The organism is Paenibacillus oralis (assembly GCF_003863965.1).
In the GTDB taxonomy this organism is placed as follows: Bacteria; Bacillota; Bacilli; order Paenibacillales; family Paenibacillaceae; genus Fontibacillus; species Fontibacillus oralis.
Genome location: NZ_RRCN01000001.1, coordinates 3,623,164 through 3,637,957 on the forward strand (window position 1 = coordinate 3,623,164; position 14,794 = coordinate 3,637,957).

Below are 14,794 nucleotides of genomic sequence, written 5' to 3' on the forward strand. Positions count from 1 at the left end.
AGAGGAGTGATCGAAGATGGCTGAGTCTAAAGCCAAAAAGTTGCGCAACAAGCAAATCCGCGAAGGGAAAAGAAGTCCTGAACTCAGCCGAAGCCCGTTTGCTTTCACGGATATGAGAACCCGCAAAACGAAAACGAAGCTGGAACAAATGAACAAGCAAAAATATAAGAACCACGCTTCCGCTTATGGAGACGATGGTTCTTATTATTTTTTCGAAGAATCGCTGTTTTTGGCAATGGTGAAAAAAATTTCATAACGCTCCGCTTCCGGAGATTTCTTATCGTCCTGGTGCTGTTCGCAGAATTCGTTGACCCATTGGAATAATTCCTCTGCTTTTTCCTTCGTCAAAAACACGCTCGGACTCGTCAAATGCGCGGAAGGCGGGGCGAGCCTGGAGGCCTTCAAGAAATGCTGCTTGCTTTCATCATAAAGATGACTTAGCAGTTTTTCCGTCTCGGATTGAAAAACCTGCACGATCGTTTCATCCAGTTCGCTTTTTTTAATATTGATTTGTCCTTTAAAAGGTTTGTAATATTTGGCCGTAATGCCGTTGATCAATTTGGTGTCCACCAGCTGCAGCAGACCGATGCTTTCCAGTTTTTTGGCGTGATAGTATACTTTGGCGGGCACCTCCCGCATCGCATCCGCCACTTCCTTGATCGTCGCCGGACGATTCAACCGCTGAAATTCGTTCATGATCTGCATGCGATAAGGATCCGAATAAATCCGGATTTCCTCCAGCGTTTTCAGTTCCTTGATTTCCATGTGCACGCACCCCACGTTAAGACTAGAGCCAGCTATATTTTTCCTTTCAATTTAGTATAGCTCATCCATGGGAATGCGCAAGCAAAGCCGCTATCGGACCGTCAAATGTTCATAAACTTTCGTTGTTTCAACAGGTAGAAAACAGGCAGAAGCGTGAAAATTCCAAAAACGAGATAAAGCAGGTGGACCTGCATCCATTCACCCATCACGCCCGCCAAGGCGCTGCCCACCGGAATCGCACAGGTACAGACCATATTGTTAAGAGCACTTACTCTTCCAAGCAGTTCTTTAGGTACCGACTCCATGAAATATGTCGTGGCCGGGGTATTGATTAAAGAGATGGCCAAGCCCATGCCAAAACAGAAAGCAGCAGCCGGGTAAAGCGGATGTATAGGCAAAATAGCAGGTACATACAACAAAGCGTAGTTGATTCCAAGCAGGCAGTAACCGGTGATGATGAGCCGGCTTTTTTTAAAGTTGCCGCCCTGTTTGCCGATCCATAACCCGCTCGCGATCATCCCGAGGATCAAGCTAATGCCCAACAGACTGAGACCCTCAGGACCGGACCGTAAAATTTCATTAACATATACCGCATTCAGCACATTGTACGGCGATAGGCAAAAGTTCACATAAGCAGCCGTGAAAATAATGGTTAGGATAAGTTTGTTCGCCCCAATGTAGTGCAGGCCTTGCTTGATTTCATGAAAAAAGGAGCTGCTTGTTTGGTTTGTCGGAGGAAGGGGGTCCGTGGGGACTCGAATGAATGCTAGAAGCGCCGCTGCGGCCGTGAAGGTAAGTCCGTCGATTAAAATCGCATTCGATATTCCCCAATAGGCGATGATGCCGCCGGCTGCCGCCATGCCCGCCAGTTCGGCGATTCTTGAGGCGGAGGTGCTGATGGAGTTGCCGCGGAGCAGTTTCTCCTTGGAAAGAAGCTGCGGGACCAAGGCCATTTCGGCGGGAGAGGTGAAGCATTCAAGCGTTGAAATCAGCAAGGTAAAAATGTACAGATGCCACGGAGCCAGAAACCCTTTCCAATACATTAAAGCGGTGAGGCTGACGAGGATTCCCCGGCCCAAGTAGGTTGCAACAATAACATTCTTTTTGGGCCACCGGTCCACCAGGGTTCCCGCAAAAAAGCTGAATAGCAAGTTGGGCACATAATTCAAAGCGAATAGGGTGCCCATTAAAACCTTAGACCCCGTTAGCATATAAACCATCCAGCTGTAGGCAATGGAATCGATCGAGTCTCCAAACCGGGAAATGACACGTGCAAGGAGGAGATACGTAAACGGTTTGCTTACCGTCAGATCGGCCTTTAAACCACCTCCCCCTTTTCTTTTGACCAGGACTTTCTCGCTCATGGCGCCCACCCCTGAAAAATAAATTTATCGTCAAAATAATTTTAACGTTAAGTTTATTTTATTGATTTTCCAGTGGATTGCAATATTTATTTTCCGTTGCTTGTCCTATGGGGAATGATCACTAAATCTTGACTTTGCCGCCTATTCGTGATAAATTATTGATGTTCTCGCATTTTATAATGTTCCCTGATAGCTCAGTTGGTAGAGCACTCGACTGTTAATCGAGTTGTCACAGGTTCGAGTCCTGTTCGGGGAGCCATATTCTTGGAGAGATACCCAAGTGGCTATAAGGGGACCCTCTGCTAAGGGGTTAGACTGCGTAAGCGGTGCGAGGGTTCGAATCCCTCTCTCTCCGTTTCAAGATACATCGTTTAAAGAACCTCCCGTTAATTCGGGAGGTTCTTTTCATGCAGAGGGGTGGGAAACCTCTTTGGAGAGTTCGTCGGAGCATAGGCTTCGGGAGGATTGCTTCGCAGTCTCAACGAACGAAGTGAGAGTATCCCTCTCTCTCCGATGCTAACGGTTGCCACCCGCGCTTATTTAGGCGAAATCGCCCCATTACCGATGAAAAAGTGGGAAATAGGCTCGCTGGCAACCGTTACATTTTGTATCCGCTCGTTTTTTCCCAAATAGCGTCGCTCACAACCGTTAGATTTTTTTCGCGCTCTTTTAGGCTATTGCACTTGTCAAATTACCGCAGTTTCTCTCAAAAAGAATTTTGAATGGAAACTTAAAATTACTTAAAATTAGGGGTTGCAAGGCTCTAGTGTTTTTGCTATACTCAATTTTGTCGCTGCTTCCGAGCGACATGAGGCTGTGGCCCGTTGGTCAAGGGGTTAAGACACCTCCCTTTCACGGAGGTAACAGGGGTTCGAATCCCCTACGGGTCACCATTTTCTTAACATATGAATATGCGGTCGTGGTGGAATGGCAGACACGCTATCTTGAGGGGGTAGTGGGCGTACGCCCGTGGAGGTTCGAGTCCTCTCGACCGCATCTGAATTGCAGAAAGAACCTTGCTGAACGCAAGGTTCTTTCTGCATAACCAGAGGTGATCTGGGTCTCTAGCAAGGCGGGCTTCTGGTTAGGACTAGCAGCACGCTCCGGAATAGAGCTGGAAATACCGTGACTCATCTCTGGGGGGGAAAATAGCGGAACTTTATGGTCTTATTTTCGGGCTGTGAGCATGTTGATGACCATTAACGGAATTTTTTGTCCTTATTTTCCAATGAACGATACGAAAACGCGCCGTTTCCCTGAGATTCGAGAAACTAACGACATAAATTTCCTCTATTTCACTCAACATGGGGGATAACGCCGAAATAGCGACATTTTTTTCCGTTATGTTCTCCTATGTTCTCATCCTGAGTTTCAACAGGCTAACTTTGGCAGTTTTATACCTCGTTCCACAAGTGGAACCGCCAACTACAGCTCCAGCAGATGATTTAAAGCGTAAGCCACGCCATGGTGATTGTTGTCGCGTGTGACCATGGTGCTTAGTTGCTTGATTTCATCGACCGCGTTGCCCATCGCAATGCTTGTCCCGGCTACGTGAAACATGGAAATATCGTTATAGCTGTCACCGAGCACGACGGTATCGGCCATAGGGACTCCCAGGTGTTCGGCCATAAAACGCAAGGCGCTCCCTTTATCGGTTTCGGTGGAGATGATTTCCAGCGTGTGGTCGGCGGAAGACGTCGTGTGAAGATGGTCCTGCTCGCCGAAGTGCTTGCGGATACGGTTTAGCTTGGCTTCGTCAAAGGTAAATATCAACAGTTTATAGACCGTCGCCCCGCGCTCCAGCAGCTGCAATGGGTCTTCGATCTGTTGAAAACCAAATTGGATAAATTGGATTTGGACGCTTTTCCACAACCGCTCGCGGCTGGCCGCCGGATTGGCGCTTACCAGCACATCCATTTCCGCCTGCAGCTTCCGCTCCCCGCCGCAAGGGGAATAAATCGCCTCAGGGCAGAATATCTCAAAATAAACCTGCTGCTCCAGCAAATATCGAACCGCGTCCAGGGCCGTGGCTTCTGCGATCGGCGTTTCCCGCAACAGCAGCCCGCGTTCGTCATAAACGGCGGCTCCGTTAAAACCGATGATCGGGATAGCCAGATCGCCTGTCAAACCTTTGGCATCAAAGCTGGCGCGGCCGGTGCACAGGGTTACGGTGTGGCCTTTGGCGGCCGCTTGGCGAATCGCGTCCAGCCCCTCGGCGCTCGGTTTGCTTTCGGATGTCAACAGCGTACCGTCCAAATCTACGGCGATTAGTTTCATGAATGGTTTCCTCCTAACCCCAGGTGTATCCCTTTTTCGGGTCTATTGGTTCTTGTTTTTGATCTCCGTATAAAAGTATAGTTTATGAAATGCATTTCAGGTCAACTGGCCCGGAGAATGGAATGAGGTAACGGCTAGGATCTACGTCAAATTCCACGAAATGTAAAAGTGCAGTCCGTTCTCGCCCAAATCCCCCGATAATGCTTCGCCAGATGTAAAAGTGCACTTCATTTCTAGCCAAAAGACGCTTTTTTATCGAAAAGCCTCGATTCAAATGTACTTTTGCATTTCGATGGACTGTTTCGGAAGAATTTGACAAAAATCGCCTGCACTTTTGCATCTGGAGCAAATGTGGTAACCGCGCTTTGGGTTATGATGTAAGTACGATTGGGCCGCTGCGTTTCATCCAGCCTGTCCCAAATATGAGTATGCGGATAGGGCACCCAGATGCAAAATCGGGACAAATGGCATGGATCAATTCGGCAGGTATGCTTTTGCAAATATGCTTCGAGCGATAGATTGAGGGCAGTCATCGAGACCTATTAAGTCCTTAAAGGCGCTGTGTTAAGATATAAGCAGCCCCTTGAGCTTCAAAAACCCCTTCTTTACACGACACATGCAGGAACAACAGCTTTTATTTTATCCCATTTAAATGCGAGATGATTATGGTGTTACAGGAAGGTTGGAGAAGAAGTTGTCAATCTACGAACGTATCGAACTGCAGATTAAAAATGCGGGTTTGACCAAAAAGGCGTTTTGCTTGAAGCTTGGCATCAGCACGGGGAATTTGGGAGACTGGAAACGCGGGAAGTCAACGCCGAGTTCGAATAAGCTGATCGAAATTGCGGATTTTTTTGACGTAAGTTTGGATTGGCTCATGACCGGACGGGAAAAGCCGGCTTCCGCCGTAAACGAAGGCCCAGTCAAATATACGGTTCGGGACGGGGACTGGGGAGCCTTTGCAGCAACGCTGTCGGAATCGGAACGGGCTTTCGTCCGGGAATATATCGAATTTGTCCGCTTTAGGAAACAACGGGGAAAGCAACCTGGGAAATAATCTCACTTTACTTTTAAGCGCCGCGAAGATATAATAGTAATGTTCGTTTCTAAATCATTCGCGGTCGTGGTGGAATGGCAGACACGCTATCTTGAGGGGGTAGTGGGCGTACGCCCGTGGAGGTTCGAGTCCTCTCGACCGCATCATATGAAAAATGACGGAGATGTCCCGTAAGTGCAAACTTGCGGGACATCTCTTTTTGCGTTTTCGCTTATGTTATACTGGGCGTAATTATGAAAGGATGGTGTCAGCGTATGGCGAAAACATCCGAAAACCCGCTGTTCCCGGGCTGGTATGCCGACCCGGAGGCAAGAATTTTCGCTGGACGGTACTGGATTTATCCGACGTATTCCGCTGTTTACGAAAAGCAAACTTTTTTTGACGCTTTTTATTCGGAGGAGTACATCGTGTATCATCGGCGCCCCCTGGAGGAAACGGCGGCCAACCATCGCGTCGTCTGCATCGACCGGATGGAATTCCGCGCGGACGGCACGATCAAGCCGGTGCAACTTACCTTTGAGGGCGTGGAAGGCCGCAAGCTGCCGTCTCCGCCGGAACAAGCATAAAGACTGGGCAATCCTGAAATTTTTTACCAAACAAGAACAATATTATAACATCGGGCTAATACTCCCCAATTAAACTACTCTTTAGTTCGTAATTTTGGGGGAGGGGAAGCAATGAACAAGTTTTGGAAAGGATTGGCCATCAGCGGCTTGGTGCTGTCCGTCGTATCGGCGGGAAGTTTCGCTGCGGCGCAAGGGCAAGGAGAGCAGTCGGCGAAAAATGCGGCGAACGGAAAATCGCGGAATCTGATCGTACTGATCGGCGACGGCATGGGTCCGGCGCAAATTTCGGCGGCACGGTATTACCAGCAGTACGAGCACGGCACGAAGTCGTTGAACCTGGATCCGTATTATGTCGGTCAAGCGACTACGTACGCGGACCGCGGGGAAGACGGGGGCACCGTCGTGTCCGGGATCGTCACGGACTCGGCTTCGGCCGGAACCGCTTTCGCCACCGGGCACAAGACGTATAACGCCGGCATCAGCGTATCGAACGAGGACGTCTCCAAGCCGTTTGCTTCGATTATCGAAGCGGCCGAGCGCGGCGGCAAGTCGACGGGCCTGGTAACAACGGCGCGGATCACGCATGCGACGCCGGCCGTTTACGCCTCCCATGTCCGCAACCGCGACAACGAAAACGCGATTGCTTCGCAGTACCTTGATAGCGGTGTTGACGTGCTGCTCGGAGGCGGGGAATCATTTTTCGTCACGAAAGAAGAAAAAGGAAAGCGCAGCGACAAAAACCTGCTGCCTGAGTTTAAAGCCAAAGGCTACCAAGTGGTGAAAACGGCCCAGGAGCTGAATGCTCTGCCGGCTAAAGAAGGTAAAGTGCTCGGTCTGTTCGGCAGCTCGCACGTCGCCTACGTGCCCGACCGTACGGACGAAACGCCAAGCCTGGCGGAAATGACGTCCAAAGCGCTCGATATTTTGTCCGCCGACAAAAAAGGCTTTGCGATCATGATCGAGGGCGGGCGGATCGACCATGCCGGTCATGCCAATGACCTGCCGACACTGGTGCAGGAAGCGCTCGATTTTGACGCGGCTTTTAAGGTGGCGCTTGATTTTGCCAAAAAGGACGGCAATACGTCCGTCGTCGTTACGGCCGACCACGAAACCGGCGGCTTGTCCTTGTCCCGGGACAATATTTATGAAGTCAATATCGACCTTTGGGACAAGCAAAAGCATTCCTCCGAGTATCTGGTTACGGCGCTGAATGAAGCGAAAACGATTGCCGACGTGAAAAAAATCGTTGCGGAGAACACTTGGATCACCGACTTGACGGATGAAGAAGCCAAGCTGATTCTCGATGGCGACGGCTCTTCCTACAAACGCGAGGGCGGATATAACGCGGTCATCTCCAAACGGCTGCTGGTCGGCTGGTCCGGCCACGGACACTCCGCCGTCGATGTAGGCGTATGGGCGTACGGACCGATCGCCGACAAAGTCAAAGGACAGATCGACAATACGCAGATCGCTGTTGCCGGCGCCGAAGTGCTGGGCGTGGATCTCAAAAAAGCGACGGCAGAGCTGCAGTCCAAATATATATATCCGAAATTTAAAATCAACCGCGAAAATGAAGTGCTTTATCCGGCGAAGGCTTTAACGGAAGCGCTTAGCGGGACCTATCAGGAATCCGGCAATACGGCGACGTTGAGCGGAAAAGGCGGCAAAACGATTACGGTGGACCTGAAAGCGGGAGCCGCCAAAACCGCTGGGGCCTCGAATAAGATGACGGTCGACGTGGACAACGGTACATTGTACCTGCCGCTGGCGGCGTTTAACGAATTGACCGGCAAAACGCTGAAGTGGGACGCGCTTTCCGAACGGATCGCATTGCAGTAATCCGGCAGGCAGACTATCCGAAAAAACAGGAGAAACGATCCGTGTTCTCCTGTTTTTCCATCTTAACGGATTAACGGAGGGAGAGAGCATTCATGCTGAGTATTCGCGGTTTGAAAAAACAGTTTCAGGTTGCCGGGCAGAACATCCCGATTCTGGACATCCCCGAATGGGAAGTGCGCCAAGGGGAGAAGCTGGCGATTACCGGGCCAAGCGGATCGGGCAAAAGCACGTTACTGCATATCGTCAGCGGCTTAATGCGTCCCGACGAAGGCGAGGTACAGGTGTTTGACCGGGCGCTTCAGCAGATGTCGGAAGCGGCAAGGGACCGTTTCCGGGCGAAGCGTATCGGCTACATCCTTCAGGATTTTCATTTGATTCCTTCCTTGACGGCCAGGCAAAACGTAGAAATTACGCTGCCCCGCACGAAAGGCAGAAGAGAGCGGCGGGAACTGATCGACCATTGGTTTGAGCAGGTCGGATTAAGCGATCGCGGCCGCCATTTGCCGTCCCAATTGTCCCGCGGACAGCAGCAGCGGGTGGCGATGGTCCGGGCGCTGATCAACGATCCGGCGCTGGTGCTGGCCGACGAACCGACGGGAAGCCTGGACTGGGAGACAGCGGAGGAAGTGACGGACCTGCTGCTTCGGCTGTGCGAAGGCCAGCAGCATACACTGTTGGTGGTGACCCATGACCTCAATATGGCCGACCGGTTTCCGCGCCGCCTGCATATTAGGGAAATCAACCGCTTGTCCGGCGAGCGCCGGAGATTATCCGCCGCCGGCAGCGGCGGTTCCGCACCTGCGGCCCGGAAGGAGCAGACGGGATGAGCCTGTTTCAGATCCTGATCCGCAATATTTGGCACCGCAAGTTTCTTTCGCTGTTGACCGTCGTTTCGGTGGCGGCTACCGTGGCGTTTATCGTCCTGCTTTCGCTGTCGCGGGACAGCGTGGAGCAGGGGGCCGAGAAAGGGTATGGGCCTTTCGATATCGTCGTCGGGGCGGCGGGAAGCGAAACGCAGCTTGTGCTCAGCACGTTTTACCATATCGGAGCGCCGACCGGCAACATTCCGCTGGCAACGTTGGAGACGGTCCGGCAGGATCCGGGCGTGGACGCGGCTTATGCGATGACGGCGGGGGACAACTACAACGGGTATCCGATCGTCGGGGTCGATCCGTCCTATTTTTTGACCCGTTACGGGGATCGTGCTTTAGCGTCCGGGGAGCTTTACGGGGCAACCGGCGAGGTAGTGGTTGGGTCGTATGTGGCGAGCATGCTCGGCCTTCAAGTGGGCGATGCGTTTGCCGGAGCGCATGGATTGGTTGAGGGAGCCCATCATCCGGAGGAAGAATCGGAGGAGCACGGAGAGCATGATGAGCACGGAAGCTTCATGTATACGGTAAAAGGGATACTTCCCAGGCTCAACACGCCCGATGACCGCGCCGTCTTCACGACGGTCGATTATGCCTGGGCCGTGCATCAAGAGGCTGACGAGGAAATCACGGCGATTCTGGTTAAGCCGGCGACTCTGCTCGGAGCGCAGCAACTCAAAAACAGCCTGGAGCAAACGGGGACAGTGCAGGTTGCCTATACGAGCAAGGCCGTTGCCGATGTCGTCAACCTGGTGGACCGCGGGGCGGAAATCGTTGAAATCCTGACCTGGCTTTGCGTCATTTTGGCGGCGATTTCGATCCTGCTGTCCCTGATTGCCGCCGCCGGCGAACGGACGAAAGATGTCGGCCTGCTGCGCCTGCTGGGGAAATCGAAAGCCTACGTCTGGATGACGATGATCGGTGAAGGGCTGCTCGTCACCGCCGCGGGGCTGGTGCTTGGAATCCTGGCCGGCCATATTGCCGGTTATGTTTTGAAGGATGCGTTGTTTGCTTACGGGGGGATTCAGATTGAACCGTTCCGCGGTACGCCGGATCAGGCGTATATAGCCGCGGGTACGCTTGTCATCGGGCTGGCGGCTTCGCTGGGACCGGCGATCCGGCTATACAAAATGGACCCGCTCACTTTATTTCGGGCGTAACGAGAGGAGATGGCCTAACGTGAAAAAAAGTTTATCCCTGCCGTGCCTGCTGCTCGTGCTGTCGGCGCTGCTGCTGCAAGCCTGCGGCAAGGATGCGGGCTCCCGGGAAGAAGCCGGATCATTTGGCGCCGCGGCGTCAGCGGGGACGGCCTTTAGTTATGAGCTGCAAAGCCCCGATACGGCGGAGAGCGAAAAGCCGGAGCAGGAGCCGGCTGCAACCAGTAGCCCTGTCGATAAAGAGGACGTGGGCGTCCCGGAGGCCACCGCAGTAAAGGAGGCTGGCGCTGCGCCGGAGACGCCCGCCGGGGCTCCGCAGGATGCGGCGGCTAAGGCGGCCGTGGATGAATCGGGCGAAGCCGGAGAGAAAACAGCCGATAAGCCAAAGTCCGCGGACGCCGGCCAGGCCTCTGCCTCAAGCTCCAACAAGTCCGATACCGCGAAGGCCGGGCAAAGCAAAATGCCAGGCAAGAAAGTCGCGGCGGCATCGTCCAAGAGCTCTGGTTCAGGCGAAGCTCCGCAAGCCGAGACGACCGGCGCTGCGAGCGAAAAGGCCCCTACTTCCGCTTCCGGTAAAGCGAAGGGCGTAAAGTCGGGTGTGACGACCATCGGGTGGTCCGAGTTTTTTGACGGGGATGATCAGACGACGCCTTCCGAACGCTTTTGGGATCTCAGCGGATCAACGGTCACCATCAAGGGGTTTATGGGCGAGGTGCTGTCGTTTGAAAACCACTGGTTCCTGCTCATTCCCGAACCGGGTGCGGAATGCCCTTTTGACAACGGGGATGAGACGTATTGGAACAAAATCATGATCGTGTTCGTACCGGACGATGTCAACCTTCGCTACAAGCCGGAAGCGCTGCAGATAACCGGCCGCCTCGATGTCGGCATTAAAATCGACGAGTCCGGTTATAAGACGATGTTCCGGCTGTACGATGCCTCTTTTGAAGAGATCAAAGAATAATGACAAGCACCCCTGCTCTGAAAATAAACGGAGAGGGGGTGTTTTTTATTTGAAAACGGCTTTCATGAGGAATGAAATCGCTTTTTTTTGCGCATCCTATCCAAATGCAGGAATTATAATGCCAAACAGGCTTTTTAACGCCTTTTTAAGTTGACACGCCGGAGAAAATTATTTAATATGTCTAAGTACTAAAAGTGCGGGTTCAAACCTCTAGAAGAGAGTATCTCTGGAACGGAATGAAATTTGATAATACGGGTGATCGAATGTCTTACAGACCGAAAGTTGTGAACGTGACGAAGGCCGGAAACAACGACAATGATGGATTATACGAGTTTATCGCCAAATTGGCCGATGGTACGGAATGCCGCGTGTTTTACCACCGCTATCCGAATTGGCGGTTAACGAACGTCAACCGGCTTCAAAAGACGCCGTGCCCGGTTTGCCGCAAAGATTTTATTTGCCAGTGCATGGAGAAGTTTTCCGGTGAAATTCACCGTCAGATCGATGAAGGACAATGGTTTGATAAGCTTTTGTCGGAGTAATTTTATAACTCAAGCAGGCACGGGGGAATCCCGTGCTTTTTTCTTTTAATTTAGGACTTGTCTAAGTCCCAAAACTGTGATATTCTTACATTAAATTTCAGGAATAACGGGAACGGTAGCACCGTCCATGATCCGACTTATATCGGGTTTTGGGCGGTGCTTTTTTGTTTTCGTTTAAAGGAAGGTGAACTTATGGGGCCGGTCCGGCTTGTGCTTGCCGTGCGGGATGAGCAGTATATCGAAGCTTTTTTATATTACGCCCGCAGCAGCGAGTTTAGTCACAATCTGATCTTGACCGCATTCAGCCGCAGGGAGGCGTTAGACAAATACCTGGAAGAGTCAACAGAGTTTGTTGATGCTGTGCTGGGAGAAGCGGAATTCCGGGAAGCGATGGATGCGGCCGATAAGCGTGGTATTTTATGGATCGTTCTCGGCGAAAGAGGCGAAGCAGATGACGGAAAACCTTGCGTGCAGAAATATCAGCCGCTCCACCTGCTTCTGCAAACGGTGCTGGACATTATCCGCGGCGGAAAAGCCGGAGGGGCGGCGGCGGAAGGACAAGCGGCGGTCATCGGGGTTTACTCCAGCGTCGGCGGATGCGGCAAAACGACCGTGGCGCTGAATATAGCCCGGCAGTTGGCCGCGGAAGGGGGGAAAGTGTTTTATCTGAACTTGGAGACGGTATGCAGCGGCAGCTTGTTGGCCGGACTTCCGTTTCGGGAAGGGCAAACGGCCGGACTGGCCCGGTTATTGTATGACCTTAAGGCGGCGGACGACAAGCGGGAGGCGCCGAAGTTTCCGATCTCCACGTATGCCTACAGGCATCCGGTACTGCAGGGAGATACATTCGGCCCGCTGGAGAATATCAACGAAATGCTGGAGATGGAACGAAAGGATACGCTAGAGCTCATCGATTACATCGCGGGGAGCGGTCTTTATGACGCGGTCATTGTTGATCCGGATTCCTATCCGAGCGGAAGAACGGAGGGCTTGTTTGAGCGGGCGGATCGGTTGGTATGGCTGGTCACGGATGAATGGGGCGTGATGCGGAAGACGGGAGCTTGGCTATCCCACCTGGAGCGCTCGAAGGCGGCTTTGCACCATGATCTGCTCGGCAAAACGCGGTTTGTCCTGAACAAGTACGCCGGAAATATCGTAACCGAAATGCCGAAGCCGGGGCTTTCGATTCAGGCGACATTATCGTTTATTCCTTCCTGGAGCCAGGGGAGCAGTCAGGGAGAGCTGCCGTATTCCCCTGTGTTTCAGCGGGATGTGCTGAAATTGTGCCAGGCGCTTTTGGGCGATGCGGAAAATGTCCGGACGCGGGAGGGATAAACGTGAAGGAAGAAATATTCGCCGCCCTGCGCAGCGATATACGTTTAGGGCTCGATGTCACTAAGGTGATGAGCGACGTGCAATTGTTTGAGTACATTGAAGGTCATGTGCTGAACGATGCCCGCTTGGCCGAATTGACGGCGTCCGACAAACGCAAATGGGTCCGCCGGTTATATGATTCCTTCCGCGGTCTCGACGTGCTGCAGCCGCTTGTTGAAGACCGGACCATCACGGAAATCATGATCAACAGCCACGAGGAAATCTTCGTCGAGCAGGAAGGTCATGTCCACAGACTTCCCGTCCGTTTTGAATCCCGTGAGCGGCTGGAGGACATCATCCAAACGATCGTCTCCGGCGTAAACCGGGTCGTCAACGAATCTTCGCCGATCGTGGATGCCCGGCTTCGCGACGGCTCCCGGGTGAACATCGTGCTGCCGCCGATCGCGCTGAAAGGCCCGACCATGACGATCCGGAAATTTCCGGCACAGCCGCTGACAATGGAGAAGCTGGTAACCATCGGATCGCTGAGCGAGGAGGCCGCCTTGCTGCTGCAGAGGCTTGTCAGAAGCAAATACAACATTTTTATCAGCGGAGGTACCGGTTCAGGCAAAACGACGTTTTTAAACGCGCTCTCGCAGTTCATCCCGCCGGATGAGCGGGTGATTACCATTGAGGATTCGGCCGAGCTGCAAATCGTAACCGTGCCGAATCTGGTGTCTCTCGAGACCCGCAATGCCAACACGGAAGGAAAAGGCGAAATCGCCATTCGCGACCTGATCCGCTCGTCGCTGCGGATGCGCCCCAACCGGATCGTTGTCGGCGAGGTCCGGGGCCGTGAAGCGCTCGATATGCTGCAGGCGATGAACACCGGACACGACGGGAGCTTATCGACAGGACACGCCAATAGTACGGCGGATATGATCAGCCGGTTGGAAACGATGGTGCTTAGCGGCGCGGAATTGCCGATCGGCGTGGTCCGCCAGCAGATCGCCTCGTCGATTGACATCTTTGTGCATTTGTCCCGACTGCGCGACCGTTCGCGCCGGGTGATGGAGATTTCGGAGGTGGCGGGTTTAAAGGAAGGGGAGGTGGTGCTGCGGCCGCTGTTTATCTTTCTGGAGGAAGGGGAGCGGGAAGGTAAAGTCATCGGCCGGCTGAAAAGTACCGGGTCTGGGCTTTTGCATACGGACAAGCTGCGGATGGCGGGGATTTCGCCGGATGCTCCGGCAGAAGGAGGAGAGCCGCATGAAATGGCGGGCTGAAATTTTTTTGAAGAAAAGAGACGCCCCGGGCATTCTTCGTTCCGAAGGGCTCAACGATTACCGGGTTTACGTTTTGATGGGGCGGCAGAAAGCGTTGTGCATGCTGCTCGGCGGGACGGTGTTATTCGCTGTCGGCTACGTTTTTTTTCATTCCGTTCCGCTGGCTTTGGGGTTATCCATCGGCGCGGTGTTGGTACCGAAGCATTGGAGCAGGCATTTGCTCCGGAAACGAAGAGAGAATCTCAGCTTGCATTTCAAGCAGGCGCTTTATTCGCTCTCCTCATCGCTGGCCGCCGGCCGATCGGTGGAAAACGGATTTCGCGAAGCGATCGATGATTTGAAATTGCTGTACCCGGACGGGGATAACGATTTGATCAGGGAACTTGGGATTATTTGCGCGCGTATGGAGTACGGACAGCCTGTGGAGGAAGCGCTGCTGGACTTCAGCCGCCGGGCCGGCATGGAGGATATCAGCAATTTTGCCGACGTGTTTACGACCTGCAAACGCTCCGGCGGGGATTTGGTGGACATTGTCCGGCGGACCTCGGCCCTGATTAGCGAGAAGTTGGAGATCGGGCAGGAAATCAGCGTCATGATTGCCCAAAAGCGCTTTGAAGCGAAGGCGATGCTTGCCGCTCCCATCCTGTTTTTATTGTTTATGGAAATGACTTCGCCGGATTATATGCAACCGCTGCACAGCGGAGTCGGGCTGTTAATCTCGGCGGCCGCGCTGCTCGTTTTTGCCGGGAGCTCCTGGCTGATGCTTAAAATCGTCGATATCCGGGTTTAAGGAGGGC

At 52.9% G+C, this 14,794-nt stretch carries 14 protein-coding genes and 5 tRNA genes; 16 read left to right on the plus strand and 3 right to left on the minus strand.

Annotation, left to right across the window (positions count from 1 at the left end; all coding sequences use genetic code 11):
• Positions 1–16 precede the first annotated feature (16 nt).
• A complete protein-coding gene (locus tag EHV15_RS16215) occupies positions 17–256 on the plus strand; it encodes a hypothetical protein (RefSeq protein WP_128632115.1) in 240 nt (79 codons plus the stop codon).
• Here the strand turns inward: EHV15_RS16215 and EHV15_RS16220 are convergent.
• Positions 205–765, minus strand: coding sequence for a winged helix-turn-helix domain-containing protein (locus EHV15_RS16220; protein ID WP_246061632.1), 561 nt, complete (start codon positions 763–765; stop codon positions 205–207). The genes EHV15_RS16215 and EHV15_RS16220 overlap by 52 nt on opposite strands.
• 101 nt (positions 766–866) lie before the next feature.
• On the minus strand, positions 867–2,129 hold the full coding sequence (locus EHV15_RS16225) for an MFS transporter (RefSeq protein ID WP_128632117.1): 1,263 nt from the start codon (positions 2,127–2,129) through the stop codon (positions 867–869).
• Between the two features lie 183 nt (positions 2,130–2,312).
• Between EHV15_RS16225 and EHV15_RS16230 the strand changes: the two genes are divergently transcribed.
• The 4 genes from EHV15_RS16230 (at position 2,313) to EHV15_RS16245 (ending at position 3,125) form a co-directional block, all read left to right on the plus strand.
• Positions 2,313–2,388: transfer RNA gene (locus tag EHV15_RS16230), tRNA-Asn, on the plus strand.
• A gap of 7 nt (positions 2,389–2,395) precedes the next feature.
• Positions 2,396–2,484 (plus strand) — tRNA-Ser (locus EHV15_RS16235).
• A gap of 463 nt (positions 2,485–2,947) precedes the next feature.
• Positions 2,948–3,022 (plus strand) — tRNA-Glu (locus tag EHV15_RS16240).
• Between the two features lie 20 nt (positions 3,023–3,042).
• Positions 3,043–3,125 (plus strand) — tRNA-Leu (locus EHV15_RS16245).
• 429 nt (positions 3,126–3,554) lie between these two features.
• Here EHV15_RS16245 and EHV15_RS16250 read toward each other — a convergent pair.
• Complete coding sequence (locus tag EHV15_RS16250; RefSeq protein ID WP_128632118.1) at positions 3,555–4,406, minus strand: Cof-type HAD-IIB family hydrolase; 852 nt, start codon at positions 4,404–4,406, stop codon at positions 3,555–3,557.
• Positions 4,407–5,058: 652 nt separating this feature from the next.
• On the opposite strand from EHV15_RS16250, the gene EHV15_RS16255 reads away from it, so the two are divergent.
• From EHV15_RS16255 to EHV15_RS16305, 11 genes are all read left to right on the plus strand, one after another.
• Positions 5,059–5,463, plus strand: coding sequence for a helix-turn-helix domain-containing protein (locus EHV15_RS16255; RefSeq protein WP_128632119.1), 405 nt, complete (start codon positions 5,059–5,061; stop codon positions 5,461–5,463).
• Positions 5,464–5,523: 60 nt separating this feature from the next.
• Positions 5,524–5,606, plus strand: a tRNA-Leu gene (locus EHV15_RS16260).
• Positions 5,607–5,717: 111 nt separating this feature from the next.
• The gene (locus EHV15_RS37350; protein ID WP_246061636.1) at positions 5,718–6,029 is read left to right on the plus strand and encodes a hypothetical protein; all 312 of its coding nucleotides are present in this window, start codon (positions 5,718–5,720) and stop codon (positions 6,027–6,029) included.
• 111 nt (positions 6,030–6,140) lie between these two features.
• Positions 6,141–7,868 (plus strand): alkaline phosphatase, encoded by a 1,728-nt coding sequence (locus EHV15_RS16270; protein ID WP_128632121.1) that lies wholly within the window; start codon positions 6,141–6,143, stop codon positions 7,866–7,868.
• A gap of 92 nt (positions 7,869–7,960) precedes the next feature.
• On the plus strand, positions 7,961–8,695 hold the full coding sequence (locus EHV15_RS16275) for an ABC transporter ATP-binding protein (RefSeq protein WP_128632122.1): 735 nt from the start codon (positions 7,961–7,963) through the stop codon (positions 8,693–8,695).
• Positions 8,692–9,897 (plus strand): ABC transporter permease, encoded by a 1,206-nt coding sequence (locus tag EHV15_RS16280; RefSeq protein ID WP_128632123.1) that lies wholly within the window; start codon positions 8,692–8,694, stop codon positions 9,895–9,897. The genes EHV15_RS16275 and EHV15_RS16280 overlap by 4 nt, the downstream gene beginning before the upstream one ends.
• A gap of 19 nt (positions 9,898–9,916) precedes the next feature.
• Positions 9,917–10,858, plus strand: coding sequence for a hypothetical protein (locus EHV15_RS16285; protein ID WP_128632124.1), 942 nt, complete (start codon positions 9,917–9,919; stop codon positions 10,856–10,858).
• Between the two features lie 263 nt (positions 10,859–11,121).
• The gene (locus EHV15_RS16290) at positions 11,122–11,400 is read left to right on the plus strand and encodes a hypothetical protein (protein ID WP_128632125.1); all 279 of its coding nucleotides are present in this window, start codon (positions 11,122–11,124) and stop codon (positions 11,398–11,400) included.
• Positions 11,401–11,592: 192 nt separating this feature from the next.
• Positions 11,593–12,735: a nucleotide-binding protein gene (locus EHV15_RS16295; protein ID WP_128632126.1), complete on the plus strand. Its 1,143-nt coding sequence runs from the start codon at positions 11,593–11,595 to the stop codon at positions 12,733–12,735.
• 2 nt (positions 12,736–12,737) lie between these two features.
• Complete coding sequence (locus EHV15_RS16300) at positions 12,738–13,997, plus strand: TadA family conjugal transfer-associated ATPase (protein ID WP_128632127.1); 1,260 nt, start codon at positions 12,738–12,740, stop codon at positions 13,995–13,997.
• Positions 13,981–14,787 (plus strand): type II secretion system F family protein, encoded by an 807-nt coding sequence (locus EHV15_RS16305; protein WP_128632128.1) that lies wholly within the window; start codon positions 13,981–13,983, stop codon positions 14,785–14,787. Before EHV15_RS16300 ends, EHV15_RS16305 begins: the two co-directional genes overlap by 17 nt.
• The last annotated feature ends 7 nt before the right edge of the window (positions 14,788–14,794 follow it).

What these genes read in the sequence shown, in the direction of transcription:
- EHV15_RS16215 (WP_128632115.1), top strand. Translation starts at nt 17, where the DNA reads ATGGCTGAGTCTAAAGCCAAAAAGTTGCGCAACAAGCAAATCCGCGAA.
- EHV15_RS16220 (WP_246061632.1), bottom strand. Translation starts at nt 765, where the DNA reads ATGGAAATCAAGGAACTGAAAACGCTGGAGGAAATCCGGATTTATTCG.
- EHV15_RS16225 (WP_128632117.1), bottom strand. Translation starts at nt 2,129, where the DNA reads ATGAGCGAGAAAGTCCTGGTCAAAAGAAAAGGGGGAGGTGGTTTAAAG.
- EHV15_RS16250 (WP_128632118.1), bottom strand. Translation starts at nt 4,406, where the DNA reads ATGAAACTAATCGCCGTAGATTTGGACGGTACGCTGTTGACATCCGAA.
- EHV15_RS16255 (WP_128632119.1), top strand. Translation starts at nt 5,059, where the DNA reads ATGCGAGATGATTATGGTGTTACAGGAAGGTTGGAGAAGAAGTTGTCA.
- EHV15_RS37350 (WP_246061636.1), top strand. Translation starts at nt 5,718, where the DNA reads ATGGCGAAAACATCCGAAAACCCGCTGTTCCCGGGCTGGTATGCCGAC.
- EHV15_RS16270 (WP_128632121.1), top strand. Translation starts at nt 6,141, where the DNA reads ATGAACAAGTTTTGGAAAGGATTGGCCATCAGCGGCTTGGTGCTGTCC.
- EHV15_RS16275 (WP_128632122.1), top strand. Translation starts at nt 7,961, where the DNA reads ATGCTGAGTATTCGCGGTTTGAAAAAACAGTTTCAGGTTGCCGGGCAG.
- EHV15_RS16280 (WP_128632123.1), top strand. Translation starts at nt 8,692, where the DNA reads ATGAGCCTGTTTCAGATCCTGATCCGCAATATTTGGCACCGCAAGTTT.
- EHV15_RS16290 (WP_128632125.1), top strand. Translation starts at nt 11,122, where the DNA reads ATGTCTTACAGACCGAAAGTTGTGAACGTGACGAAGGCCGGAAACAAC.
- EHV15_RS16295 (WP_128632126.1), top strand. Translation starts at nt 11,593, where the DNA reads ATGGGGCCGGTCCGGCTTGTGCTTGCCGTGCGGGATGAGCAGTATATC.
- EHV15_RS16305 (WP_128632128.1), top strand. Translation starts at nt 13,981, where the DNA reads ATGAAATGGCGGGCTGAAATTTTTTTGAAGAAAAGAGACGCCCCGGGC.